The following is a 25,790-nucleotide window of genomic DNA, read 5'->3' on the forward strand; positions in this document are numbered from 1 at the left end:
TTTAAAATTGATGAGAAAATTATTAAGTCATATAAAACCATTAGAAGAGCATTACTTATTAGACTATCTATCTTGTTTTGAAAAACCGCTAGGGATCGCGATAGAAGGAATGAGAAATAACTATTCTTCATTATTCTACGCATATCTAAAGTTTTTATTGTCGTATAATACCAAATTTAACGAAATCAATAGTTTGTTTGGTGTGTTCGAAATAATTCTACCAAAAGTAGGGTTTAGTTTGAACAAAATTGAAGTATCCTCATCTGGTAATATACATAAAATTATTAAAGAGGAGATAAATTGTAATCACCCTGTTTTTATAAAAGGGAATCAAAAAGAAATTCCGTATTCAATATATTATAAGGAAGAAAATTGGCCCCATTTATATTTAGTTTCTGGATACGATGAAGAAAAACAAATTTACTTTATAATTGATGGAACTCAGAATAAAAAAAATATTCACTTTTATGACGAATTTGTTATAGACTTCAAAACATTAGAATCAACAAGTTCCTCATATAATAAAATCTACAATTCAAAATGGATTTATTCTATAGAGCTTGTTGGAAATAATATTCATCAATTGTATTTCGTTTATGATTATTTTGAATTTATAACAAGAAATATTGTAAATCAGCCGTTTATTGAACTAGATATTATGCGATCATGTATCGAATCTGATTTATTATCAAATGACCAGATTTACTCTAGTAATATGAAATTGTTACAGATAGTGAAACATAAAGAAGTGCTGTTTAAAGAAACTATCAATTTATTAGAAAATATACCAATTAGTAATCGGAATATTTTGCGTTTAAAGGAAATATCTGAAATATTGATTTCTTCTTGGAAGCAAGCCAATTTAAGTTTTATTTTATGTCTTCACAGAAATAAAAAAACGGATATAGAAAAAAGCACCCTATCATCCACATTAAATGAAATAACAATCCGTGATTTGTTATTTGAAATTAAAAATGAGATATCCGTACTCATTAAGAAGCACTCTCCCATAAACATATTTGATAATAATATGAGATGGAACATCGAAAATAATAAAGATCTCATAGTGAAAATTAAAGAAAACGATTGCATTGAATTCAATTTCAATAATTCTAAAGTGTATAATTCGTGGGTAAATGATGAATCACCTAAAGCATATCTTAAAGGAGAAAAAATATATAATGAAAATTTCAATTTTAATACGACACTGATATTTGATAATTTTGATAATTATGTCTTTTTTCATGCTGGAATAGTATTTAGAACTACGAGAGGAAAACTTTATTTTTGGGGGGTTCATTGTTCAAATACTGTATTTCTTTCGAAGATAGGTGACAATACTCCGTATGGATTAACTAAAATAAATACTAACAGAGTCTCTCTTAGTGTAAGGAAAATCGGGGAAGAGTATGAATTTGGACTTACTTATGAAAAAAATAAGATTATACAAATTTTACCTCTAAATGATGATGGTGAATTATTTTCGATTGGGGTAGGTTGTAAAACATGGGAAGAAGCAAGACGACTCAATATTGAATTTTCTAATATTGATTTTAGCTTAGGGAACTGTATTGAGTACGCTACAAAATAAATAAGCAGGTGTTAACGATGTTAATAAAGGAAATTCTAAATATTAACAGTAATAATGAAAATATAGCTATAAAAACTAAAATATCTTCAATAACTTACAAAGAACTTTATTCCAAAGTTATATATAAAACTAAAATATTTGGCGGTTATTGCAATTTAACAGAAAATATTGGGATTTTTATTCCAAACTCAATTGAATATGTAATTTCATATTTCACTATTACTTTTTTAGAAAAAGTAATAGTCCCTCTGGATGTAAGATCGACAGAGGAAGAAATAATAAGAGAAATTATATTTTGTGAGCTTAGAATCATAATTACAAATACTAGATATAGTGAATTTTTGCACAAGGTTCTAAGAAACAATAAACTCAAAGTGATGGTTTATAACATAGAGACAGATACATTTCTGACATATGGATCCGATAGTCTTCCAGTTATTAATTTTAAGCAAAGTACTTCTTTCAATGATGAAAGTGTTGCGATTATGCTGCATACATCTGGAACTACAAGTAATCCCAAAAAAGTGATGTTAACACACAAGAATTTATTAAGTAATGTCTGCTCCATAATTGAATCATTAAAACTTGACCAAAATGATAAAACTATCATTAGTTTACCTTTGCATTTGGCATCTGGGAATACATCTCAATTTCTCACCCATCTGTACATGGGGGCGTCAATATATCTTATGGATGGATTAATCACTAGAAAAAAATTCGCTGAAATTGTAAGCAAAGAGAAAATAACCAATTATACTTGTGTCCCTTCTATTTTATTTGTTTTGTTTGAAGATATAAAAAACTATAACAATGAAGATTTTTCTTCGTTACGGTTTATATGTTTTGGAGGGGGGGATACTCCAAAAGCAAAAATAATGAAAATAAAGGGTGCTAATCCTGATATTACTTTTATACATATGTATGGACAAACTGAAGCATCTGCAAGAATCTCACATTTGCTACCAGAACACTGGAATAAAATTAAGTCTGTTGGATTACCAATACCTGGTGTTGAAATAAGAATTGTAAATAAAAGGGGGGAAGACGTTGAATGTGGAAAAGTAGGTGAAGTTATAGTTAAGGGGAATAATGTCATGAAAGGATATTATAAGAACGAAGAAGCTACTCAAAGGGCAATAAGAGATAATTGGCTATATACAGGTGATTATGGAAAATTTGACAACCAAAAGTTTTTATACATTCTAGGACGGAAAAAAAATGTAATTATCAGTGGGGGTAAGAATATTTACCCAGAGGAAATTGAGGAAGTACTTTTAGGACACGAATCAATTCAAAATGTACTGGTCAAGGGAGAAAATCATGACCTTTTAGGAGAAGTGCCGATTGCAAAAATTATGTTGTACGGAAATAAATTGGATACAACAGAAAATGATATTCTAAACTATTGTTATGAACACCTATCATTTTATAAAGTGCCTAAGAAAATATATTTTGTAAATGACTTTAAACGTACTCGGAATGGGAAAATTAAAAGAACATAATGGAGGAATTAAATTTGAATAAGAAACTTGATGAAAAATTAAAGAAGATTATTGAAAGTCTCTCAATTAGAAAAAAAATTTTGACAAATATTACTGATGAATCGGATTTATTAAATAATTTGGGTTTTGACTCACTTTCGATTATACATTTAATAGCTCGAATAGAAGAAGAATTTAATATTGAATTTTCGAATGAGGAGTTAGTTTTTGAAAATTTCAGATCATATGCGGATGTTAGAAATTTAGTTGAATCAAAAAAATGTTATTAATTACCAATGGTGACTGATGGCTTATCTAACCCAAAGAAAGTAGGAAGAAAAATGGATAAAGAAATTCTTGAAAGAGAATCATTTATTGAAGATTGTACAGCAACTATTATAGATTTGGCTAAAAGGTATATTTCTGATCCATTAATAACTCTTGAACTATTCGGTGGAACAGGCCAAATTTTTTTGAAATATTTATCTCTTTTCTGTAATAAAACGATTGGTTGGGAAATAAAAGGAAATTTAAGAAAAGATTTTTTAACAAATGTTAATAATGGCTGTTTTGTCGTAAAAGATACAGTTCTTTCATTAATAAATGATTCTTATGAGAACTTAGAACATGATGCCAACATTATAAGTATTGATAATCCATTGGGTTTATATGGGGAACAAAATCAATATTGCGAACATTTTGATTTTATTTCTTACTTAAATAAAATTGTTCGCAGAGACACAATTGTTGCAATCAATATAGTTAGAAAACCCTATGATTATTATAAACACAAAAAATGGAAGTCTATCAGAGAAAAATTTTACAATACTGAAAGTTCGAGTCTTGATATGAACAAAGTTATTAAAAAATATTTAGAAGTATTTGAAATGCAAAAATTGAATGTTATTGATTATAAAATAGTCTGTAGGGAAAAAAAACAAAATTTAGATTATTTTTATATGCTTATTCTGGCGGTGAAAAAAAATGAAGATAGCAATTAGCCAACCTGAACATATTCCTTATTTAGGATATTTCCAGAAAATGGTGTATAGCGATCTATTTGTAATCCTTGATGATGTTGAATTTCAAGGAAGAGGAAGTTTTCAAAATAGAAATAGATTCAAAACACAGAATGGCTCAATGGAATGGTTTACTGTACCGGTCGAGAAAAATTCCTATTATAGGAAGATTAACGAAGTCAGAGTAGCTCCAGATTATGGTTGGAAACGCAAGCTGATTCGTAAGATGGAAATGAATTTTAATTCTAATACCTGTAATTATGGTGCCATATATAATAATTACAAATTGATTGATATTAATATGATATTCCTCGAAATGTGTAGACATGAACTGAAAATTGACACACCAATAATGTTAAGTTCCCATCTTAAAATTTCAGGACAGAAAAATGAACTTTTATACAATATATGCAAGCATCTAGGTGCTACAACATATATTTCTGGTCAAGGTTCCAAAGCGTATCTAAATGAAGATAGTTTTGAGGATATAGCGATCGAATTTATAACTCCTCATATTGATGATTATGATTCAACTATTTCATATTTATATGGAAAAAACAAGAGACTTGAAAGAGCAAAAGAACTTATAAACATATTTAGGGAGGCAAAAGAACTCAATGCAAACAATACAAATTGATGATATCGAGTTAATTAAAATAGACCCTAATCAGTTTCTGATGGGAGCATTAAAAGATGATAAATTTGCTAATAATCTAGAGGTAAATAGATTAATTAATATCACAAATTCATATTATTTACAGTCAACACCAGTAACAGTGTCTCAATATATGAAATTTATTAGGGAAACAGGTTATGAACATGATTATTTTGTTGAAGTATGGGATATGGATAAAGATGAATTGGTACCGGGGCCTTCATTCTTGGAAATAAATGGACGAGGTGATAATTATCCAATTATAGGTGTTTCATATATTGATTCCCAAAAATATATTGACTGGCTATCAGCAAAGTATAAAATGAAATTCGACTTACCTAGTGAAGCTCAATTTGAAAATGCTGCAAAAGATAAGTGTGATTGTTTAACTTTTTGTAGGAAGTCAGAGGAGTTAAGAAAAGCTGGCTTAGTAAGGAAGGTGAATGAAATTCCTTTGACCGCCCCTCGTGAGGTAAAAAAAGGTACAGTCACAAAATCCGGCATATATGATTTGCATGGGCTTATTTGGCAGTGGTGTAAAGATTGGTTTTATTACTATGATATGGGGGATATTGTTAATCCTGTTGGTCCCCCAAATTGCCCCGAATTTGCTCCGTGGAAAGGCGAAAAATGGAGTCCAGGGAGAGTTATAAGAGGAGGTTCTTTTGCATATCCTTTTTATCATTCTAGATGTTCTAACAGGCATTATTCCCAAGTTCAAGACAGGAATTTTAATGTTGGTTTTAGGTTATGTATTAATGAATAAATGTAAGCGGAATTATTAGAACACTTAATAGCTGGATTATTTATTCCCTGATTTCTTCACATAGTTTTACTTAATGTGAGCGATTTTTCCAAATTTTTTTCTGATTTAATCAAATTCAAAAATGATTAAATCAAACATTAGTTTTTCCAAATATTTTTTTGTTAAACAAGAAGGATTTTATCTTTTTACTGATTTTGGAGGTGGAACATGAAAAGGATTATGTTTACTGGCGGTGGTTCAGCGGGGCATGTATCTGTAAACTTGGCATTGATTCCATATTTTATTAAAGAAGGATGGTCTGTAGATTATGTAGGCTCACATCGCGGAATTGAACGAGAGCTAGTAACTAAGATTGAAGGAATTAATTACTTCGCAATTTCTACAGGAAAATTAAGGAGATACTTGGATATAAACAATATCAAAGACTCCTATAAAGTAATTAAGGGTGTACTTGATGCGTATTTATTAATTAAGCGAAGAAAGCCAGAGATATTGTTCTCAAAAGGAGGATTCGTTTCTGTTCCTGTTGTTTTAGGTGCATGGTTAAATAAGGTACCAATAGTAATTCATGAATCTGATATAACACCAGGACTTGCGAATAAAATATCTTTTCCATTTGCAAAAGTAGTATGTACTACTTTTCCTCATTTAAAAGAATTAAAAAATTCCCATAAAGTTGAATTTATAGGACCAGTGATTAGAGAGGAGATCCTAAATGGGAATGCCGAACGAGGAAGAAAATTTTGTGGATTTGATAAAAGTAAACCAATAGTTCTAGTAATAGGTGGGAGCCTAGGATCGAGGACAATTAATCAAACAACAAGATTAGCATTACACAGACTTTTAGAAAGGTTCAGAGTTATACATATTTGTGGTAAAGGTCAAATTGATACAATGTTTTCTTCTCCATTCTATAGACAATACGAATATCTTAGTAAAGAATTGCCTGACATTATTGCAATGTCAGATATTATTGTCTCTCGTGCGGGGGCTAATTCAATTTTCGAGTTTTTGTATCACTGTAAACCCATGCTCCTAATCCCTTTAACTAAGGCTCAGAGTAGGGGAGATCAAATTTTGAACGCTCGTTATTTTCAGGCATCAGGCTATTGTGAAATCTTGTATGAAGAACAACTATCCGAGAAATCCTTATTTGAGAATGTTATGAAGCTATATAATAACCGGAATTTATACAAAAAAAACATGGCATACCCTAAAAATAATAATGCTACTTCATTGTTACTTGAACTTATTAAGAATGTAAGTCGAGCGTATTAGTGAAGTTGCCAGATTTCTATAACCATGTTCTTCTGTCATTTGAATTGTCTAGAAAATTAATTTTAACCTTTTGGATATGCCAATTTTATTGGATAAGACTAAGCCCATGCTCCCACATTAGCAATAAATTTATTAAAAGCACTCTTTTCCATGGACATTCAAGAAAGCGGAGTTAATTGATACGTGGGACTTCACCCTTTGTTTCGTTATTGGGCCATTTTCGCTCTAATTAGGTCATGTTTCTAAAAAATAGAATAAACAAATTATCTAATGTGCTGAAATTCACAAGATTAATATTTCGATGATTTGATATTTGGAGGGGATTAGATGAATAAATTAGTTCTGGCAATAATGGCACATCCAGATGATGCAGAGTTAAGATGTTTTGGAACACTTAGGAAGTATCAGGATAAGGGCTATATTTGTAAGGTAATAATTGTTTGTGCAGGTGAGAATGGCATTTCTTTAATAGACAAAGAAAAGCAGGAAATAAACTCTTTAGATAATGGAATACGACTAAAGGAAACAAGAGAAGCTTTTAAAAAAGTAATATCGAAGTTGTCAATTTGGATTTTACCGACGGATATTTAGTGTTAAATAATAAATTGATTTCATCAATAGAGCATCAGATTAGAATACTTGAACCTGAAATTATTATTACTCATTTTCCTGATGCATATGGAGTCGACCACCAGGATCATAATGTTGTCGGAAAAGCTGTAATTAATTCCGCAAGTCGAATAAAAACTGTAAATACTATACTTTTATGTGAGCCTCTTCAAGTATTTAGATCTGGTTTTATTCCCAATTTTTTTGTCGAGATAACAGATTATTTTAATTCAAAGATAGAAGCACTTAAATACCATGAAACTCAAAAGGGTCGATTTTATTTAGAAAGTGAATTTCACGATATAAGGTCCAGGTATTATGCTTGCTCAGTTGGATATGATTTTGCTAAGAGTGATAAAAAAGTAGAAGTGTTTCAACTAATATATAATTTTGTTGAATAGTCGAAAGAAAAAGGGGTTACAATAAATGACTATATCTTCTGACCAACCGAAGTATTCACCTTATAAAGGATATTTTGATAAAAAAGAAAAATTAGAAGTTTCAATTATTATACCCATAAAAACTATAAAAGATGAGAATCTTGATAATTTTATAGAGTATATTAATACATTCGCTCAGCAAATTAGGGAAGATTGTTGCCAAATTGTGATTGCAAACGAAAGCCCATGTGATGTTTTCAAATATATGGATTTTTATATTGGGAAATATAGTCATATAATACACTTTATTCCTTCCTATAAGAATCGTGATGGAGATAACGATAAACTAAATGGTATTTACTCAGCACTTGAATACATAGTCCATGATAAAATTCTTCTTCTAGATGATCATTTTAGAATAACGCGCGATACTCTAGTAAAGCTTACCAAATCTTTTGATGAGTATGATTGTTTTAAAACAATGCCTAATTTTGATAATTATTCACCTGATGTATTGATTGATATGTGTGGGTTGTTTTTTGTTAATATTACTGATTTTAGAAAGCAATATTGTGGTCATTTAGCTTTCCGTAAAGAGCATATTTCAAAAATAGGTTTTCCTAATAGAGACGCATTGTTTGATGAATTTACGATAGAAAACCATTTTAGAAGGCATAAATATTCGATTGGATTCATTAAAGATTTATCTATAGAAGCAACTCAAAAAATATCCCAAAAAAAATTTTTTGAACAACGAATTCGCTATGCTTATGAAAATCTAGCCTTGCCTATTAGATTTATCATTCATGCCATAATCCTACCAGTTCTTATTATTTTATTGATAGTCAGTCCTAAATTTGCTTCTGTCGTTACTCTAATGATAACTTTCGGAGTCTTGATAATTACTCTTATAGGGCAATTAATTTACGGTAGAGGTTTAGTTCCATCATATACGTTTTTATATAGTCCTGTATGGTTTTGGTTTTATCCTTTCACCTCATGGATTGCCTTGTATAAATATATTACTGGAGGGGTCAATTTTGGTGGAAAAAAAGTCAAAATTCCCGGATAAGGAGAATTATATTGTGTAATAATTTTAAGAAATTAATTGTAAATGCAGATGATTATGGACTTACTCAATCGATTACTGAAGGAATTCTATATGCTCATCAAAAGGGAATTATTACAAGTACAACTACTATGATGAATCAACCTTACACGGAAAAAGCATTATTAAAGTCGCTTGATTATAAGGAGCTTGAAGTTGGAGTACATTTAGTCTTTAACAAGGACGATCCCTTACTATCGCCAAATATTGTACCATCGTTAGTTGAAAAAGACGGAAGATTTTATATTGATGCCTATAAAAATAGGGAAAAGATTAAACCTGATCATTTATTTTTAGAATTTTGCTCACAATTAGATCGATTTATTTCAATAACAGGGACAAAACCAGGGCATATTGATTGTCATCATTGGTGTTATCTTCATCCGTCTTTTTTTGAAGTGTATCTCAAAACCGCTAAGTTGTACGATATCCCAGCACGTGCTCCTCGGATTAAAACGAATAAATTTTCAGAAAATTCACTACAAAACTTACTGGGCAAAGTGCCAGTAGATGGGCTAGAAACTCAATTGGATATATTAAATAAGATGTTAGGTGAATATAAGATCATTTGTCCTGATCATTTTTGTGCTAACTTTTATGGTGATTATGTTTCTATTGCGTCTCTTAAAAGCATATTGAACGAATTATCTGTAGGAACGACAGAATTGATGACACATCCAGGATTTATAGATAGTGAAGTTAAAGAAAAAACTTCATATCAAGACGCACGGTTAGATGAATTATTAATATTAACTAGCCCAGAGATTATTGAATTAATTAAAGAGAATGGAATAGAGCTTGTTTCTTTTCATTCATTAAAGATAAGAAATTGAATGCAAAAAATCTAATTGGGTAAAAATCTTAGTTTAAAATATATTATAGGTGGTGTGTGTGAATTGGAAAAATTTAGTCTAGTTGTAATTTGTTTAACAAATAATTATGGTTATCATGATACATCGGTTCTTTTAAATAACTATTGTCTAGCTAATAAACCTATGGTTAATTTTGTAATTGAAAATGTAGAATCAATTGCGGATAAATTACTTTATTTAGGTAACACTCAAATGATAGAAAAAACATCACTTTCAAAAGAGGTAAATGGGATAAGTCATATAAATGAATTATTTCAGTATGTTCAAGAGTTGGAAAGTGGTTCGGTTTTGTTTATTGAACAAAATCAACCGCTCTGTAAAACAAACAGATTATTAAGTCTTTTGTCAAATGATTCTTCAGAATATGATGCTTCGTATTTTTGTGATATTTCCAGTGAAAATTTGGCTGGGTTACCTAGAGTTGTTTCTATAAAAAAGGAAAAATTTCTTGAGATTTTACCTAATATAAAAAACTCCGAACCACTATTATCAAAAATAATAAAACTAGTTGAGATTAATGGTAGCCTAAAAGTTATAAATAATTCTAGTGTTACTGTAATTGACGAAAAAACACGTTCTATCGCAGAAAATACAATAAGGAAAGAATTAATTAGAAAATGGCAAAGACAAGGTGTTATTTTTGATGATCCTACATCTGTACAAATTGATGCATCAGTTAGAATACAACCTGGAGCAAGTATAGGTGCATACACTATAATACGTGGATGTTCAATAATTCAGTCCAACGCAAAAATTCATTCCTTTTCGCATATACAAAATGCATTAATATGTGAAGGAGCAGAAGTAATGATGTCTTATGTTATAGATAGTACTCTCGAAAAGCACTCATCAGTTGGGCCGTATGCATTTCTGAGGGGAAATACGGTAATTAAAGATAAGGCTCAAATCGGAGCTTATAGTGAAATCAATGATTCAATCATTGGAGAGAAAAGTAAATGTAAACATTTTTCATATATTGGTCATACTAATGTTTCAAAAAACGTAAATATTGGGGCAGGAACTATTACGTGTACATATGATGGTGTAAGAAAATACTCTTCTAAAATAGAAGAGGGAGCTTTTATTGGTAGTGGGACTTTACTGGTTGCTCCTGCAAATATTGGAAGAGGTGCTATTACTGGTGCAGGATCTGTTGTAACAAAAGAAGTATCTGAAGACACAGTAGTCTACGGAGTACCTGCAAAACCAATACCTAAAAAACTAAATTCGAATGAGGGGGAAAAAAATGGTTAATAGTATTAGTTTTAGTTCAGTCAACATGATTGAACTAAATGGTAAAAAGTTTATGAGAAAGATTGCAAATGAAAACGAGAGACAGACAACAATAGATCAAATATTTTATTTGAAATGTTTACCAGAAAACATAAAAAAGTATTTTCCTAGGATTGAAGAATATACTATAAACGATAGATATGTAAGTTATTTAATGCCGTTTTATAATATGCTGCAACTTGATGAGGCATTACTAAGTTCTTCAATTAAAAAGAATCAAATAATATTAGTATTAGAAAAATTGATTGATATTATGTTTTTGGAGATTTATCCCAAGTTTCATATACCAACTCCCAAAGATTATTTTCTAGTAATGCACTACAATAGGGCTATAAATAGAATTAAGTATCTACTCAATCAAAGAGCTGACTTATTTAATTTAATAAATTCACCGTATCTTATTATAAATGGAAAGGAATGTGTTAATGGAGCTAATTTATTGAACAAAATAGTTGACTCAAGTTATTTTAAATTATTGTCACCACCTTTTATTGGTTTAGTTCATGGTGACCTTGAAGCAAATCATATTATGTTTGATTTTAAGAATAAAAGTGATATCGACATTATTCTACTTGATCCAAGAGTAACTAATAAGGGGGGGGATTTGGCCTACGATTTGGCAAAATTATACCAATCAATTGATGGTTATTCACATGAAATTCAACGTGGTTCGTTTAAATTTGACATCAACTACAGTGGAAAATATCCAGAGATATTGTTTTTAATTAATGGCCATCGTGATTTTAAGGAATATAATCTTATAAAGAATCAATTGGATAAAAATATTAATAGGCATGCAACATACTCAGATTGTAGTAATTGGAAAGCAAGAACTTCATTTATAGAAGCAGTTCATTTTTTAAGCGCCCCACCCTTTTTTATGCATTCCCAAACTGACAGAATAGCAGAGGCATTATATATTCAGGGTGTATACTTATTAAATGAATTTGTTCAAAGTATTAATTTATAAAAGGTAGGTATCTAACTGACTGTAATGTAAAATATAGTTCTTATCATTTAAAGTCTAGGGATTAGACGAGAAGTGGAGATAATTGTTGCATTAATCAATTTTTTGAGGATACTGCTCGAAAGGGTAAACTTTGGACCTAGCGATAGCTTTAATTTCCTAAAAAACTCTTGATTACAGATTCCATTAAGAGGGAATGTATTCAAAAGTGTGATACTAATATGTAAATAAAAATGGGAGAGATTTATGAATTTAAATCCTAGTTTAGGACTGAATAACCATGGAGTTAACGTAGTTGATTTCGTTAGATTAGGGTCCTGGGGGAAAAAAAGAAAGTCAGTGGTCGTAGAAAGCCCTGTTCAGCTAGGTTTGGGAAGGATCGATAGTGGCCAGATAGGTGCATTCACGTATACCGGGCACAGTTCATATTATCTGCACGTCAATAGTATCGGTAGATTTTGTGCTCTTGGGCCAAGTGTTGTGACAGGATATGCTGAACATCCAACAGAGTCGCTGACGCCACATCCCATGTTTTCAGGGGAGTTTGACAAAACATGGAAAGCAGCAAAGGTACTTTATGACGACCCAGAGTTTACGAAAGTAATATGTAAAAAAATGGATGATCTAACATCAAGAAAGGGCCAAATTGATATAGGTAATGATGTGTGGATTGGAAATGGTGCTTATATAGCTAGAGAAGTTAAAATTGGTGATGGTGCAATTGTTGGGGCAAGAGCTGTAGTTATTAAAGATGTGCCGCCATATACGGTCGTCGGAGGGGTCGCTGCTAAAACCATTAAGCAAAGATTTAGTGATAAGATTGTTGAAAGACTTCTCGAGCTAAAATGGTGGGATTATGGCCCTGCAATTTTAAAAGGTGTTGATATCACTAATATAGAATCTACCATTTATGAAATTGAAAGCAGAATCTCAAAAGGGTTTTCTAAATATAATCCAGATAAAATTGAATTTGACTTAGCAGAAGATGCTATTTATGGTATACCATCAGCTACTAGTGAAAAAATATTAATTCATGATTTTACAAAGAGAATGGAAGATTAGACCTTGGTTATAACATTTCATAGTAGGAAAACACGAATTAAGTGAATCATAGAATCACCTATAGACAAAGGTGAGTTGACGAACTGGATATAAAATTCCATATAATTTGTGTTAATTTATGAGTTATTTTGTGCTAGAGATTACCTCTTAATTTGATTCCCTCTTAAGAAAATTTAGTGTTATTTCCTTCGATGTGACTCAATCATCGTCGTCGATAAATCGCTAGTAACAATCCTAAACTCGAGGCGAGGTGCGTGTCCTCTTCTGTTTACTGAGAAATATCAGAAGTTGCGAAAAGAGAAAATCTTGTGTTTACGATTCACTAAAATCACGGTGGGATCAATATTTCTCAATTATCAAATATATCATCAACTTGGGAAAGGTATTCCATGTGGAATCTTGGGCTAATTGCTCGTTTGAGGTAACCTTTTAAGAGTTCATAATTAATCATTTTGCGGTAGTGGTCCCAGTCAGTTATGTTTAAGGGACTTGTTAATCCTTTACGCAATCAGCCTTGGGTTGGCTAATGAATGCCTTTCTCCGCCACAGAAATGCCATCGTTTCATTAAGGCGATCGAAAGCTTTCGGCCGAATAAGGGCACGAAGCTGGCCACGTTCGCGGCCCGTTGTATCGAAAATTAAATCCTGATGCATTTGCGTTCGTTGAAGAAAACCCGAAAGGACGTGTCGCTGCACGATCGGAACGGATAAGGAAGGAAACGAAATTACGCTGATTGATATCCTGGGCACGGAGGCCGACGATGTCGTGGACCGGGTTCAGCTTAAAATGGAGAAGAGCAAGATCTACCGCAACCCCGACATTTTGGATGAACGCGAGCAGGAAGTGATCAAGGGACGGTTCGGCCTGGAGCACGGGGGCGAGGAGCGGACGCAGCGCGAAATTGCCAAGGAGCTCGGCATCAGCCGGAGTTATGTGTCACGGATTGAGAAAAGAGCGCTCATGAAGCTGTATCATGAGTTCTATAAGAAGAAATAGCAAGGGAAGTTGAGTTTCACGCTATAGGCAAAATCGGATGGAAAGCAAAGGCGATGGAGAGATCCATCGCCTTTGCTTTCCATATTAGCGTTTCGGCATTTTGCTCTCATCCATGTACAGCAGGTTCCAGCGATGACCGTCCAGGTCAGCAAATCCAGCGCCATACATCCAGCCGTCCGTTTCACTCGGCTTGCCAAAAATGCTTCCTCCGGCAACCTCAACTTTTCGGATAAAGTCATCTACTTCTTCTCTTCTTCCAGCCCCAATGGAGAATATGACCTCCGCGCAATGGGAAGTATCTGCGGTTTTTGAACCTGTAAATTTCTCAAACGTTTCATCCGGGAACAGCAGAATCGTTGTTTGGCCTATAACAATCTTTGGCCGGTAGGTTAATCCTGATTTCCTGTGACATGGCAGCAGCCTCCTGGAATGTATTTTTAACTACTCCTACTATAACTTACTTCCAGCAGCAGAAGCGAATCTTATAATAGACAACTCAGGTTTGTTTGCTTTTTTTGTGAAAAATATTATAGACTGTTTTTTAGCGCTTTTGGTGCATTTATTCTGAAAGGGGAAGTAGTATGAACGCAAGGAGCAAACACAACTCAAATATTCTGAAAATCTTGCGGGGATCGTGATATTTTTACACCTACCGCCATTGCGTTCATTGGAATAGCCGCCGTAAGCATCCGTATAGGTCGAACCGCGCCCTAACCGGTCCAGGAGCTCATCGTAGACGGCGAAGTCAGCATTTTTTTCTCGTGCCGAGCTGAATCTGGCTCTCCCGGGTTATTGTATTTCATAGGTTCGCCTCTCTCGTCTCTCTTGAATTCACAGATACATGAATCTAGGGTGATTCAGTAGTTAAGAAAATTAAACACTATTGTTTGATCCGTTACAATGGATCAGGCTTGAGAGTTAGTATGAAAATAAATAAATTAATATATGTGAATTCAATAGATGCGAATAGGAGCAGAGGATGATCATCAAAGCGAACGGGGAACCGAAATTTATACCGTTATACGAAGCGTTGGCCAGTGAAGTTAGGTGGAAAATCATGAGTCTCATTGCCGATCAAGAGATGAATGTGAAGGATATCGCGGATCGTTTAGAACTGAGCCCTTCGATAGTCACCATGCATATCCGAAAACTCGAACAGGCCGGGCCCGTTGGAAGTCACCGGGTACGGTTAGGCGGAGGGACGCACAAATTGTGTTTCCTCAAACAAAAATTCGTCGAAATCGAGCTGCCGACCGTCGGTTGCACGGCCAAGATCAGAGAGCAGAGCATTTCGGTGGGGCATTACACCGCTTTTGAGGTTCATCCTACCTGTGGCCTCGGGACGCGCGCGAGAGAAATCGGAGTTTGGGACGACCCACGTTATTTCCTTGATCCGGAGCGGGTCCACGCCGCCGTTCTGTGGCTGGGGTGGGGCTATGTGGAATACAAAATGCCTAACTATCTGCTTGTCGATCAGACCGCGGAAGCCATCGAAATTTCAATGGAGATCGCCTCGGAAGCTCCCGGGCTCGCCTTCGGATATTGAATTCACCTTCAACGGTGTCTCCCTTGGCACCTGGACAAGTCCGGCCGATTTCGGAAGAGCCGCGCGAGGGAAATATACCCCCGAATGGTGGCATCGAAATGTGAACCAGTACGGACTATGGGGGATTAACGCTCTACGGATCGGGATTCGGCAATCACGATCAGGACATCCTCGTGCGCGTGTATCTTAAGGAGGATAAAAAGATGTAAAGATCTCTGCCTCATCCCGAGGCAGAGATCTTTCTTTACGGCTGCATCTTATAGAACCGATAGAGGCGCACTCCGTGCGGCGGCACAGCGGCCCGCAGCACGTCTGCCGTAAGCTCGGCCGGCGCTCCGCTCCACAGCTCGGTGCCTGCGGCAATACCTGTCAGGCCGATCCGCTCCAGAGGGAGGTCCAGCGGCAGCGGGTTTTCGCCTATGTTGAATACGGCAGCATAGCGGAAGCCTTCGGGATGCTCGGCTGTCCAAACGATGAGATCTCCTTGGCGCAACGCTTCCTTGGCTCCGCGGCTCTCCCGGTGCATGCGCAGCACCTCGCGGTTGGTCAGCAGCGACAGCGTCCAGTCGTCGCAGTCCCGCAATTCGCCGCCAAAGATAAGCGGCGAGCGGAAGATGCTCCAGAGCGACATCATCGTCAGCTGCTCGTCGCGCGTGAACCGGGTCCAGCGGTCCGAACCCCCGCCATCGACCGAACGAATGCCGATGTGGCCGAGCGGCAGCATGTCGCAGTCCGGCCAGGAGCCTGCCTCTGGTACGCCCTGCCAAGCCCGGCAACGGTCGAACATATCCAGCAGGAGCGGCCACTGGTCCCAGAAGTCGTCCGTGATTCGCCACATGTTGGCATGCTCGGCAAAAACGGTCGAGTATTCCACCGGAGCGGGGCCGGGAGACAGGCTCAGCACCATAGGCCGGCCGCAGCGTTCGATCGCCTTGGAGATCAGGGCGATCTCCGGCTGATGGGTGTCGTACAGCTTGGAAGCCGCGATGTCGTCCACCTTCACCAAGTCAACGCCCCACGCTGCGTACAGTTCAAAGAGAGAATCGTAATAGGCCTGGGCCCCTTCCTTCGAGGCATCCACGCCGTACATGTCCGTATTCCATGGACAGATCGAGTTCGTATGCGCAATATCGCGTGCCGTCGCGGTTGTACCCAGAATTGGAGTGTGGGCGTGAACTGCCTGGCGAGGAATGCCGCGCATGATATGAATGCCGAATTGCAGTCCCAGGCTGTGTACATAATCGGCTAACGGCTTAAAGCCTTGGCCGCCCGCCGCGGAGGGGAACCGGTTTTCGGCAGGCATGAGCCGGGAATAATCATCCATCACGAGCGGAACAAACGGCCGGTATTGCGAGGAATTCGCATAGGGCTCGTACCATTGAATATCGACGGTAATGTAGCTCCAGCCGAATGCTTTGAGGTGCTTCGCCATGTATTCCGCATTGCCCCGAATCTCGTCTTCCGTTACGGCCGCACCGTAGCAATCCCAACTGTTCCAGCCAAGCGGCGGAGTAGGCGCTGCAAGCTTATGATCCATTGCCAAGCTCCTTTACTGATTAATTATTGCTCTTGCCATGTTCATCATAATAAAGGAGATTAGCGATATCTATAGTAATTTTGAAAGCCCGATAGTACAATATTGCGGTTAATCGAAGAATAAATTGTTACTACCGAAAACGTAGTTACCTCGTACTAAGCAAGCGATTAGAACTTTAGGTCATGCATGAACGGTGGGAAGACAAGAATATAGTGTTTTTAACAGACCGCGCCATGCTCGGTCTTATTAGGTCTATTCCATGTGAAATGAGATACGTTGGAACTATATTCACAAGTTTGTGTTTTTCTCGGTGTCGGAGGGAGAAACTTCACAGTGGGTAATTTTCCCTACTGTTAGGTGGACCTGCGATCCTCAGAATGTTCCGAAAAATATAAGCATGAATTAAGGATGAGACGAGATTTTCATCATAGCCTGTGACCGAGACATTCATGGAAAGGTTAATTTGGTTTATAGACCACAGTAACGCTAGTGTACTCAACAGAAGAGATTAACCAACTACCGTCAAGCATAATAGGCATTGTACAGATAAGAGCGTTAATCATGAGCAAGAATCTCCATGTGGAATTTTCTTTGAAATACGGAACATCTAGTATCGAATTTCAAGGATGTGGGAGTTTTCTCAAGAATTCTTGCGAAAATGGAAGATCTCCCCTTTCATTGATTGGGCATAAAAGGGCTTTTTGGGCGTAATTTCAAGTATTTAGGAGATAACGTTCTTTTAAGGGAAATACTGGATTTTGGCTGAAAACAGCCATTTTTAGGGTTTGGGAAATTCTGTGAGCTACTGGTACACTTTAAGACAAGGTCTATGAAAAGAAAGATAGAGAGAGTGGAAGTAGGATTTTGTGAAAAATATCCAATTGAAAAGAGGTTGAAAAATGTTAAAAGCAATTAGAGGTACGGCTGTTGTGCTTTCTTTAACCCTTGGAATCAGTGGTTTTTTGCCTATTGCTAATATCGCTAATCATAGTGCATACGCTTTATTGTTTTTTGTTCGATTTATTTTTTTTTCGAAATACATCCAAATGTAATATACTGCCCAAAATACTAATATAACTAGTGGTGATAGCGGTCTTAATTTTGGGGGTAAACTAAAAGCTAGTATTGCTGCAATTACCAGAAATGGAAGGACAAGAATCCAATATTTTTTGTCACGACGGAACATACTTTAAACCTCCCTATATACATGCTCTCTTTTTACCATTTTAACACAATGTTCTGAGATAAAGGAGATATTATCAACTTAAAGTTGTCATGAAGTATATGGCAGTTTTTCATTGTTCTCCACGCAAAATCATTTTGTGGAACATGTACTTTCTTATCTTCATCAACATTTTACCATAATATTCTTAGAAAGGGAGAAACCACTTAATATAAAAATGTCATGAACGTTCATGACATTTTTATATTAAGTGGTTTTAGCCAGTTGAATATGAGGAGCATGAAAAACAAAAACAACCTGCTTTGCGATGTGACCCCAAAAAGTTAGACAGTACAGGTTAGTCTGCCTTAAAGGCATGAGTTTGGTACAGTATGGGCTTATGCTTGTTAGCTTGTTTAATACGTTTGTTGTTGCAAGACACAAAGGTCGCTGCTCGTTAGAAGCACAAGGTATTCTTCGAACGTGACGACATCGATTTCATTTTCCAGTGGTTGCATGTTCTCTGGGGGGCGTCTCACAGGGGGAGCTATTCAAACTCGCTCGGCAGATTGATTCGAATTCCATCACCAGTTGGAAGAATGAGTTCGAGAAGGAGGCAATTAAGGTTGAGGCAACCGCAGAGGATAGTCTGAAGAAGGGCCACTCATTTAGCGCCGGTGAGGCGTTTATACTCGCTCACTCGTACTACAGAGTTGCTTTCTTTGGCACGTTTCCGCACGAACCGGATTTCTCACGATTTCATCGTCTTCCGTTACGGCCGCGCCGTAGCAGTCCCAACTGTTCCAGCCCAGCGGCGGAGTAGGCGCTACAAGCTTATGATCCATTGTTAAGCTCCTTTACTGATTAATTATTGCTCTTGCCATGTTCATCATAATAAAGGAGATTAGCGATATCTATAGTAATCTTAAAAGCTTGATAGTACAATATTGTGGTTAATCGAAGAACAACTTTCGGTAAGCAAGGCTTTCGCTCCCGTTGCGGAATTCTCCCGGAGTAAGCCCCGTCAAGCTGCGGAACGCTTTGATAAAATAACTTCCGCTGGAGTAGCCGATCCGCTCGGCTATCGCCTCAATGCTGAGGCCGGTTCCCCGCAGCAGCTCCATGGCTTTCTCGGTGCGGACGCGGGTTAAGTAAGCGCCGGGCGTCAGGCCGGTGCTGGCCGAAAAGCGGCGGATCAAATGGTATTTGGACAGGGAGACATGCTCGGAAAGCTGATCGATGCTGATCATCCGCGAATAGTTGAGCTCGATAAATTCGGCCGCGCGCCTTACGTTCTCCGGCCAGTTCTCCCTGTCCCGCAGCGTTGCGACCTGCATCCTGGCAAGTTCCGTCATGAACTGGTAGACACAGGACGATGCGATCAAGGGATCGGTGATTCTGCCCGCTGCGGCATCGGCCACCATCATTCGCAATAGCCGGACTGGCGCACAGTCTGCCGGCAGCTGCGGAACCTCTCCCGCCTCGCGCAGGAATTTGCGCCAATGGGGCAATATCAGCTCGGGCCGGAACAGCAGGAACAGAAAATCCCAAGGCTCTTGAGATTCCGGGGGATAATAATAGCGATGGGGTCCTGGAATTTCGGCGAGAAAAGCCTGTCCGGCGGTGACGCGGTAAGTCCGGTTCCCCGACTCATATACGCCTTCGCCGGAAAGGGTGTATTGGAACAGCAGGAGAGGTCCATCGGTCCGCTCCAGTCCGTCCCAACGATAAGAAGGCGTGGTGATAGAATCACAGCCCGCCGCAAATAATCTGCATAACTGGAGCTCCTTATCTTCCGCGAACCGAAAACCGTAGGTGCCTTTGGGGATGTCCATAAATGCCTCCTTATAGTGAAAGTTCAAAAAGTCGGCTTTTCAGCACCGAGAAGTTTGGATGAAGCTAGGGACTGAGTAGCGGAGCGTAGGCGAACCTACGTGAGCAACGGAAGGCCCGGCTGAATTCAAGATTCGACGTCGAGATCACCTTCTAACCTGCTTCGTGATCAAAAGATGACTTTTTGAACTACCTCTTGTAGTGAAGGTTCCTTAGTGTGAGACCCGTATGTAACTAATCATACGACTTAACCGGTATTCTTGCTAGGAACCTGATGGATTTAAACATAAGCAAAAGCATAAGATTCACAGAAATCTTTGAAGATCGAGGGCTTCAGGACGGGTAAAGGGACGGAGCTGGCTACGTATGCGGCCCGCTGTATTGAACGGATAAAGAAGGCAATGAAATCACCCTGATCGATATTAGCTGAGAAATCAATCACATATCTGCAGCTGGTCTATAAGGTAGAATTCATTGCAAGCCGTCTTCATGAAGTCGGTATTGCCCAAAATGATCAGGTGATCGTTTATTTGTTTTAATCAGAAGTTGACAGCAAGGTTATGAAGTGAGGTGGGGAAATGCCGTATAAAAAACTAGCGATCCCGGTTTTAATGATATCCTTACCCTTTATCTTTTTTGATGTTTTGTTGCCGCTGTATACTGAGGAACTCGGATATACTACATTTCAATTTACCCTTTTGGTTTCCGTGTTCTCGCTCGTCCAATTGATTATGCGGCTTGTGCTTGGCATAGTGTCGGATAAATATAGCCGACGCTCCATCTTTATTGCGTCCTTCTTGTTTTTTGTCGCAGCTTATTTTACATTTGCTATGGCTGATCAATTAACGTTTTTGCTGACCGCAAGAGTGTTGAACGGCATCGCAAACATTCTGCTGACCCTTTCCGTCTTCGGGCTTATCGCCGATGCCAATACGAATTTAGCACAACAACTGGGGCGCTTTAACAGCAACCGCAATCTTGGCGGGTTCATCGGCGTCGGATTAAGCTTCTACATATTAAGCAACTACGAATTGCTGCAGGGATGGAAGGTGTTGTTCGCAGCTTGCGGAGCAGCCGCCTTGTTGGCGTTTCTTTATGCACTTACTTTAAGACAGGAAGAGCCAAAGCGAATGATGAATCCGCAAAGTGTTGTTTTATCAACCGAGAAACGCAAAGTCTGGACGGTGAATGTACTGTTCCGGCTGATCTCCAGCATGATTATCGTTTTGTTGATTCCTTACCTGCAAGATGTGTTTGAAGCAGACATTGAAGAGATCGCCATTACCTTCTTGGTCCCCTTGCTGGTATCTTCATTTTCGGGTACTTATCTGGGCAAACTTGGCGATCGGATGGGTTACCGCAAGGCAATTGTTATATCAACCGTGATGTCCGGCATATCGGTTGCCGCCCTTCTGTTTTCCTCCAGGCTGAGCATATTCGCCTTGTTTTGGACGGTCTTTATCCTTTCATTTTCCATGCTGGAGTTCTCGCTGGATGCAATGTTTATGAAGAGCATTTCCGAGCATAACATTGGCGATGCCTACGGCAAATATTCCACAGGCTCCAATATCGGCATGATTGTCGGACCCGCGCTGGGGGGCTTTTTATTTGATTCCTTCGGCCATGTTGTCCCTTATATCGCGTTCGTGGCAGGGATGACCGCATTGATTCCGTTGGTGCTCGTTGCGCTTCCCAAAGACCCGAATGCTACCCATCAAGACAACTTAATAAAGCCGGGCCATTCCTGAACGGAAGCAAAATCCCCTGCAGAAATACAGGGGATCAATTTCATTTCAGAGTTCTGTATGACGAAGACTATATTAAATCGTAAATTGTACATTGTTCTATGGTATTAGTAAATTCGTTGAGATAAGAACATACCGAGAGTTTATAGGAGCAGTCAAGACTATACTGCTTAAAAAACACGGTGTCCTCCGCTCCATCAATAAATATTTCCTTATAAGAGTTCATGAAAATACTGAACGAATTAAGGGGGATCGATAGCCCCCTTCCAATTGTTTTAATATAACTTTCTTTTAAAGTCCACAAATCGTAAAAATATGATCGTTTTTCATCTATATCAGTCAAAGTTGTTAAGTCGGCAAATTCCCTGGGTGAAAAACATTTTTTGGCAATTTCGAAGTTGATAGGTTTAATTTCTTCTATATCTATTCCAACGTTTTTTTCTCCGAATGCTGCGACAACCCACTCCCCGGAATGTGTTATGTTAAAGTGTATACCCAAAGAAGGATCAATATAGGGTTTGCCATAGCTGTTCAAATCTATCTTCAATTGATGATTGTGAATACCGGTGAATTGTTTGATTTTATGTCTAATTAAAGCATCGCCCAAGAGGGAACGATAAGAATCTTCGATTTTATAAAAACGGTTAATTCTTTCCTTCTTTTTTTCTTCAACGTTACTAAGAAATAAAGAATATGTATCAGGTTCGATGTATTTCGGTACTTTTATTGCAGTAACTAAGACTATATAGAACACCACCATTAGTTAATTTCATGAAGATTATACCATTATTTAGGATAAACCTAAACAAATAATGAGATATCGGGACGGATAAGGAAGGCAATGAAATTACCCTGTTACATTCTTCCTAACAAATCCCGCTGAGCTTAGTATAATAGACTATGAATAAATTTCGAGATGGGGGCGGCAAAAAATGAGGATCGTTAACTTGAACCCGAATTCCAGTAGCGGGGCCAGACTGGTCGGTTATTTGCACGATATCGAAAAAGAAAGCATGGGCAACCGTTTGGAGCGGCCCTGCGTGGTGATCTGCCCCGGCGGCGGCTTTGAGATGCTTTCGCCGCGGGAAGCGGACCCGCCGGCTACGGCTTTTTTTGCCAAAGGGTATCATGTGTTTACGCTGTATTATTCCATTCGCGAGAATGCGAGCGAGCTGCGGCCGGTCATAGACATCTCTCGAGCGATCGGGAAAATCAGGGAAAACGCCGCGGAGTGGGGCATTATCCCCAACAAGATCGCCGTTTGCGGTTTTTCGGCAGGCGGGTATGTGGCGGCTTCGTCGGGGACCTTATGGGACCATGCCAAGCTGCAGGAAGCCACTGGCGGCAAAGGCGAACAAGGCCGGCCGGATGCGATGGTGCTGTGTTATCCGGTTATTACGGCGGGCGAATTTGCGCACCGGGGTTCCATTGAACGTCTGGGTCCCGGATGGAGTGATGCAGAACGAGAAGCGTCGTTTTCGCTGGAGAAATATGTAACCGCCTCAACGCCTCCCGCCTTCTTGTGGCATACAGTGGAGGACGCTGCCGTGCCGGTGGAAAATTCCATGCTGTTCGCTTCAGCGCTGCGGCGAGCCGGCGTGCCTTTCGAATGCCATCTCTACCAAAACGGCAGACACGGGATGTCGATGTGCAGCACGGAGGTAGGCGATCCCGACGACCATCTGGCCACCTGGTTTCCGTTATGCCTGGAGTGGCTGGGCCGGCAGTTTGCATTTGAATATTAAACGGTTATGTTTCCCGGAGGTTGCCATGTGTAAGAACATGGCAGCCTTTTTTTAGTTCGGGACAAGGTATGATGTGGAATTTCTGTATCCCTCTTAATAGCAAATAATAGAAAATTAGAGCAAGATTGTGATAATGCTATAAATATAAAAAGGAGTGCCTTTCTATGAAAAAAGAAAAAAGACAAAGATTAATTAAGCAATTGGTGAGCGAATATGAAATAGAAACCCAAGAGAAGTTGGTAGAATTGTTGGCAGAACAAGATGTGATGGTAACGCAAGCTACGATTTCACGGGATATCCGTGAGCTGAATTTAATCAAAATAGCTTCTCCGAAAGGACTTATGATATATCATGCTTCTTCAGAAATGGCTTTGCAAACGGATTTGAAGTTAAAGAGGAAGTTGCAAGAAGTTGTTGTAAGGATTGATTATGTTGATCAATTAACGATTATTAAAACGTTGCCTGGCAATGCGCATGTTATCGGTGTTTTATTGGATGATCTAAATTGGAAAGAAATGGCGGGTTGCATATGCGGGAATGATACCTGTCTTGTCATTTCCCGGAACCGATCGGAGCGAAAGATTTTAGAAGAAAGATTTAATTTGATTTTTAGATAAAATCAGCTGGTAGATGGTCAATTGAGAATACGAGATTGCTTGAAAAGAGCGTAGGCTGCCTGAAGCGGGCATTCCTTCGCTCTTTTTCTTGTTATTCATCATATATGCGCAGTATAAAATAGGTTTCGCAAAAAAATGGAAAAAATCCTTTATAAAAATACAGATTTTTATGATTTTAAAAATAAAATTGTGCAATATTTCACGACTAATATGCTGGCGTTTTCACGAGGCGGAAAGCATGGACCCTTTATGATGTCCTTGTAAACATCAAAGCATACAAAGGAGGTACAGCAAATGGAGCATCCCATGCATGTTGCTTCGGAAATTGGGGAATTACAAACGGTATTATTAAAACGTCCTGGGCAGGAATTGGAAAACTTAACGCCGGATTATTTACAGCCGTTATTATTTGACGATATCCCCTATTTGCCGGTGATTCAAAAAGAACATGATTATTTTGCCCAAACATTACGCAATCGGGGAATTGAAGTTCTTTATTTGGAAAAACTCGCGGCTGAGGCGTTGGCGGATAAGAAATTGAGAGAAGAATTTGTTGACCGTGTTTTAGAGGAAGCAAGGGCTGAAGGAGATGTTTCACAGCAAATTTTAAAAGAATATTTACTTTCCTTCGCCAATGAAGATTTAGTTCAAAAAATAATGAGCGGGGTACGGAAAAACGAAATTGAAACGAGCAAGAAAATGCAACTCTATGAATTTATGGAGGATCATTCCCCGTTTTATTTGGTTCCCATGCCGAATTTGTATTTTACCCGTGATCCCGCAGCGGTTATTGGCGACGGATTAACGATTAATAAAATGAGAGAAACCGCGCGCAGACGTGAATCATTGTTTATGGAGTACATTATCAATCATCACCCGAGATTTGCCGGTCATCATGTGCCGGTTTGGCTGGATCGCAACTATCAATTTCCCATTGAAGGCGGCGATGAGCTCATTTTGAATGAAGAAACGATTGCCATTGGCGTGTCTGCCCGCACTTCAGCTAAAGCCATCGAACGATTAGCCCTAAATCTATTTAGCCGCCAAGAAAAGTTCAAGCGAGTGCTGGCCATAGAAATCCCAAAATGCCGGGCATTTATGCATTTGGACACCGTATTTACGATGGTTGATTATGATAAATTTACCATTCATCCGGCGATCCAGGGACCGCAAGGGAATATGAATATTTATGTTTTGGAGCAAGGTCCGGATGAAGAAACGCTTAAAATTACCCGCCACACTTCTTTAATAGAATCGCTAAAAGAGGTATTGGGCTTAAAGGATTTGGTTCTCATTCCTTGCGGAGGAGGAGATGAAATCGCCTCGGCTCGCGAACAATGGAATGACGGATCCAATACACTGGCCATTGCGCCGGGGGTAGTTGTTACGTATGACCGCAACTATGTATCAAACGCTTTATTGCGTGAACACGGCATCGAGGTCATTGAAATATTGAGCTCGGAATTATCCCGTGGCCGTGGGGGTCCGCGTTGCATGAGCATGCCAATCGTTCGCAAAGATATTTAA

General features: G+C 38.1%; 24 protein-coding genes and 2 pseudogenes. 22 read left to right on the forward strand and 4 right to left on the reverse strand.

The window, feature by feature from the left end:
• Positions 1-10 precede the first annotated feature (10 nt).
• From DYE26_RS32060 to DYE26_RS32140, 17 genes and pseudogenes are all read left to right on the forward strand, one after another.
• The gene (locus DYE26_RS32060) at positions 11-1,591 is read left to right on the forward strand and encodes a BtrH N-terminal domain-containing protein (protein WP_036620841.1); all 1,581 of its coding nucleotides are present in this window, start codon (positions 11-13) and stop codon (positions 1,589-1,591) included.
• 17 nt (positions 1,592-1,608) lie between these two features.
• Positions 1,609-3,093 carry a class I adenylate-forming enzyme family protein gene (locus tag DYE26_RS32065; RefSeq protein WP_036620843.1) on the forward strand — a complete coding sequence of 495 codons (1,485 nt, stop codon included), beginning with the start codon at positions 1,609-1,611 and terminating at the stop codon, positions 3,091-3,093.
• 14 nt (positions 3,094-3,107) lie between these two features.
• On the forward strand, positions 3,108-3,362 hold the full coding sequence (locus tag DYE26_RS32070; protein WP_051985333.1) for an acyl carrier protein: 255 nt from the start codon (positions 3,108-3,110) through the stop codon (positions 3,360-3,362).
• A gap of 51 nt (positions 3,363-3,413) precedes the next feature.
• Positions 3,414-4,073 carry a hypothetical protein gene (locus DYE26_RS32075; protein ID WP_036620844.1) on the forward strand — a complete coding sequence of 220 codons (660 nt, stop codon included), beginning with the start codon at positions 3,414-3,416 and terminating at the stop codon, positions 4,071-4,073.
• The gene (locus DYE26_RS32080; RefSeq protein ID WP_036620848.1) at positions 4,057-4,728 is read left to right on the forward strand and encodes a WbqC family protein; all 672 of its coding nucleotides are present in this window, start codon (positions 4,057-4,059) and stop codon (positions 4,726-4,728) included. Before DYE26_RS32075 ends, DYE26_RS32080 begins: the two co-directional genes overlap by 17 nt.
• Positions 4,709-5,512 (forward strand): formylglycine-generating enzyme family protein, encoded by an 804-nt coding sequence (locus DYE26_RS32085; RefSeq protein WP_036620851.1) that lies wholly within the window; start codon positions 4,709-4,711, stop codon positions 5,510-5,512. The genes DYE26_RS32080 and DYE26_RS32085 overlap by 20 nt, the downstream gene beginning before the upstream one ends.
• Before the next feature lie 207 nt (positions 5,513-5,719).
• A complete protein-coding gene (locus DYE26_RS32090; RefSeq protein WP_036620854.1) occupies positions 5,720-6,790 on the forward strand; it encodes an undecaprenyldiphospho-muramoylpentapeptide beta-N-acetylglucosaminyltransferase in 1,071 nt (356 codons plus the stop codon).
• 327 nt (positions 6,791-7,117) lie between these two features.
• The gene (locus DYE26_RS32095; protein ID WP_115311367.1) at positions 7,118-7,381 is read left to right on the forward strand and encodes a PIG-L deacetylase family protein; all 264 of its coding nucleotides are present in this window, start codon (positions 7,118-7,120) and stop codon (positions 7,379-7,381) included.
• Complete coding sequence (locus DYE26_RS32100; RefSeq protein ID WP_172531737.1) at positions 7,357-7,800, forward strand: PIG-L deacetylase family protein; 444 nt, start codon at positions 7,357-7,359, stop codon at positions 7,798-7,800. Before DYE26_RS32095 ends, DYE26_RS32100 begins: the two co-directional genes overlap by 25 nt.
• A 25-nt stretch (positions 7,801-7,825) precedes the next feature.
• Positions 7,826-8,851, forward strand: coding sequence for a glycosyltransferase family 2 protein (locus tag DYE26_RS32105; protein WP_036620859.1), 1,026 nt, complete (start codon positions 7,826-7,828; stop codon positions 8,849-8,851).
• A gap of 11 nt (positions 8,852-8,862) precedes the next feature.
• Positions 8,863-9,720, forward strand: coding sequence for a carbohydrate deacetylase (locus DYE26_RS32110; protein WP_036620861.1), 858 nt, complete (start codon positions 8,863-8,865; stop codon positions 9,718-9,720).
• A 63-nt stretch (positions 9,721-9,783) separates the two neighbouring features.
• Positions 9,784-11,013, forward strand: a complete 1,230-nt coding sequence (locus tag DYE26_RS32115) for a hypothetical protein (RefSeq protein WP_082207713.1) — start codon at positions 9,784-9,786, stop codon at positions 11,011-11,013.
• Positions 11,006-12,022, forward strand: coding sequence for a hypothetical protein (locus DYE26_RS32120; RefSeq protein ID WP_115311369.1), 1,017 nt, complete (start codon positions 11,006-11,008; stop codon positions 12,020-12,022). Before DYE26_RS32115 ends, DYE26_RS32120 begins: the two co-directional genes overlap by 8 nt.
• Positions 12,023-12,265: 243 nt before the next feature.
• A complete protein-coding gene (locus tag DYE26_RS32125) occupies positions 12,266-13,081 on the forward strand; it encodes a CatB-related O-acetyltransferase (protein ID WP_051985335.1) in 816 nt (271 codons plus the stop codon).
• A 564-nt stretch (positions 13,082-13,645) separates the two neighbouring features.
• Positions 13,646-14,078, forward strand: a pseudogene (locus DYE26_RS32130) (sigma-70 family RNA polymerase sigma factor); the annotation flags it as partial.
• 132 nt (positions 14,079-14,210) lie between these two features.
• Positions 14,211-14,390, forward strand: a complete 180-nt coding sequence (locus DYE26_RS34755) for a hypothetical protein (RefSeq protein WP_164815276.1) — start codon at positions 14,211-14,213, stop codon at positions 14,388-14,390.
• Positions 14,391-15,057: 667 nt separating this feature from the next.
• Positions 15,058-15,833 (forward strand): annotated as a pseudogene (locus tag DYE26_RS32140) (ArsR/SmtB family transcription factor).
• A 35-nt stretch (positions 15,834-15,868) separates the two neighbouring features.
• Here DYE26_RS32140 and DYE26_RS32145 read toward each other — a convergent pair.
• Entirely contained in the window at positions 15,869-17,161 is a 1,293-nt protein-coding gene (locus DYE26_RS32145) for a glycoside hydrolase family 27 protein (RefSeq protein WP_036620865.1), read from the reverse strand.
• A gap of 899 nt (positions 17,162-18,060) precedes the next feature.
• Between DYE26_RS32145 and DYE26_RS33710 the strand changes: the two genes are divergently transcribed.
• Positions 18,061-18,213, forward strand: coding sequence for a hypothetical protein (locus DYE26_RS33710; protein WP_164815275.1), 153 nt, complete (start codon positions 18,061-18,063; stop codon positions 18,211-18,213).
• A 796-nt stretch (positions 18,214-19,009) separates the two neighbouring features.
• On the opposite strand, the gene DYE26_RS33715 is transcribed toward DYE26_RS33710, so the two are convergent.
• Positions 19,010-19,168: a hypothetical protein gene (locus tag DYE26_RS33715; protein WP_164815274.1), complete on the reverse strand. Its 159-nt coding sequence runs from the start codon at positions 19,166-19,168 to the stop codon at positions 19,010-19,012.
• A gap of 108 nt (positions 19,169-19,276) precedes the next feature.
• Entirely contained in the window at positions 19,277-20,158 is an 882-nt protein-coding gene (locus DYE26_RS32155) for an AraC family transcriptional regulator (RefSeq protein WP_036620868.1), read from the reverse strand.
• Positions 20,159-20,734: 576 nt separating this feature from the next.
• On the opposite strand from DYE26_RS32155, the gene DYE26_RS32160 reads away from it, so the two are divergent.
• Entirely contained in the window at positions 20,735-21,904 is a 1,170-nt protein-coding gene (locus DYE26_RS32160; protein ID WP_036620870.1) for an MFS transporter, read from the forward strand.
• Between the two features lie 67 nt (positions 21,905-21,971).
• On the opposite strand, the gene DYE26_RS32165 is transcribed toward DYE26_RS32160, so the two are convergent.
• On the reverse strand, positions 21,972-22,661 hold the full coding sequence (locus DYE26_RS32165) for a 4'-phosphopantetheinyl transferase family protein (protein ID WP_036620872.1): 690 nt from the start codon (positions 22,659-22,661) through the stop codon (positions 21,972-21,974).
• 172 nt (positions 22,662-22,833) lie between these two features.
• On the opposite strand from DYE26_RS32165, the gene DYE26_RS32170 reads away from it, so the two are divergent.
• The 3 genes from DYE26_RS32170 to arcA all read left to right on the forward strand — a co-directional run bounded on the left by DYE26_RS32170 (position 22,834) and on the right by arcA (position 25,790).
• Positions 22,834-23,646: an alpha/beta hydrolase gene (locus DYE26_RS32170; protein WP_036620873.1), complete on the forward strand. Its 813-nt coding sequence runs from the start codon at positions 22,834-22,836 to the stop codon at positions 23,644-23,646.
• Between the two features lie 164 nt (positions 23,647-23,810).
• Positions 23,811-24,263 carry an arginine repressor gene (gene argR / locus DYE26_RS32175; protein ID WP_036620875.1) on the forward strand — a complete coding sequence of 151 codons (453 nt, stop codon included), beginning with the start codon at positions 23,811-23,813 and terminating at the stop codon, positions 24,261-24,263.
• A 294-nt stretch (positions 24,264-24,557) separates the two neighbouring features.
• On the forward strand, positions 24,558-25,790 hold the full coding sequence (arcA, locus tag DYE26_RS32180; protein WP_036620878.1) for an arginine deiminase: 1,233 nt from the start codon (positions 24,558-24,560) through the stop codon (positions 25,788-25,790).

The organism is Paenibacillus macerans, assembly GCF_900454495.1.
Taxonomy (GTDB): Bacteria; Bacillota; Bacilli; order Paenibacillales; family Paenibacillaceae; genus Fontibacillus; species Fontibacillus macerans.

What these genes read in the sequence shown, in the direction of transcription:
- DYE26_RS32170 (WP_036620873.1), top strand. Translation starts at nt 22,834, where the DNA reads ATGAGGATCGTTAACTTGAACCCGAATTCCAGTAGCGGGGCCAGACTG.
- DYE26_RS32125 (WP_051985335.1), top strand. Translation starts at nt 12,266, where the DNA reads ATGAATTTAAATCCTAGTTTAGGACTGAATAACCATGGAGTTAACGTA.
- DYE26_RS32075 (WP_036620844.1), top strand. Translation starts at nt 3,414, where the DNA reads ATGGATAAAGAAATTCTTGAAAGAGAATCATTTATTGAAGATTGTACA.
- DYE26_RS32120 (WP_115311369.1), top strand. Translation starts at nt 11,006, where the DNA reads ATGGTTAATAGTATTAGTTTTAGTTCAGTCAACATGATTGAACTAAAT.
- DYE26_RS32105 (WP_036620859.1), top strand. Translation starts at nt 7,826, where the DNA reads ATGACTATATCTTCTGACCAACCGAAGTATTCACCTTATAAAGGATAT.
- DYE26_RS32090 (WP_036620854.1), top strand. Translation starts at nt 5,720, where the DNA reads ATGAAAAGGATTATGTTTACTGGCGGTGGTTCAGCGGGGCATGTATCT.
- DYE26_RS32165 (WP_036620872.1), bottom strand. Translation starts at nt 22,661, where the DNA reads ATGGTGGTGTTCTATATAGTCTTAGTTACTGCAATAAAAGTACCGAAA.
- DYE26_RS32080 (WP_036620848.1), top strand. Translation starts at nt 4,057, where the DNA reads ATGAAGATAGCAATTAGCCAACCTGAACATATTCCTTATTTAGGATAT.
- DYE26_RS32065 (WP_036620843.1), top strand. Translation starts at nt 1,609, where the DNA reads ATGTTAATAAAGGAAATTCTAAATATTAACAGTAATAATGAAAATATA.
- arcA (WP_036620878.1), top strand. Translation starts at nt 24,558, where the DNA reads ATGGAGCATCCCATGCATGTTGCTTCGGAAATTGGGGAATTACAAACG.
- DYE26_RS32095 (WP_115311367.1), top strand. Translation starts at nt 7,118, where the DNA reads ATGAATAAATTAGTTCTGGCAATAATGGCACATCCAGATGATGCAGAG.
- DYE26_RS33710 (WP_164815275.1), top strand. Translation starts at nt 18,061, where the DNA reads ATGTTAAAAGCAATTAGAGGTACGGCTGTTGTGCTTTCTTTAACCCTT.
- DYE26_RS32085 (WP_036620851.1), top strand. Translation starts at nt 4,709, where the DNA reads ATGCAAACAATACAAATTGATGATATCGAGTTAATTAAAATAGACCCT.
- DYE26_RS32160 (WP_036620870.1), top strand. Translation starts at nt 20,735, where the DNA reads ATGCCGTATAAAAAACTAGCGATCCCGGTTTTAATGATATCCTTACCC.
- argR (WP_036620875.1), top strand. Translation starts at nt 23,811, where the DNA reads ATGAAAAAAGAAAAAAGACAAAGATTAATTAAGCAATTGGTGAGCGAA.
- DYE26_RS33715 (WP_164815274.1), bottom strand. Translation starts at nt 19,168, where the DNA reads ATGGATCATAAGCTTGTAGCGCCTACTCCGCCGCTGGGCTGGAACAGT.
- DYE26_RS32155 (WP_036620868.1), bottom strand. Translation starts at nt 20,158, where the DNA reads ATGGACATCCCCAAAGGCACCTACGGTTTTCGGTTCGCGGAAGATAAG.
- DYE26_RS32060 (WP_036620841.1), top strand. Translation starts at nt 11, where the DNA reads ATGAGAAAATTATTAAGTCATATAAAACCATTAGAAGAGCATTACTTA.
- DYE26_RS32145 (WP_036620865.1), bottom strand. Translation starts at nt 17,161, where the DNA reads ATGGATCATAAGCTTGCAGCGCCTACTCCGCCGCTTGGCTGGAACAGT.
- DYE26_RS34755 (WP_164815276.1), top strand. Translation starts at nt 14,211, where the DNA reads ATGACCGTCCAGGTCAGCAAATCCAGCGCCATACATCCAGCCGTCCGT.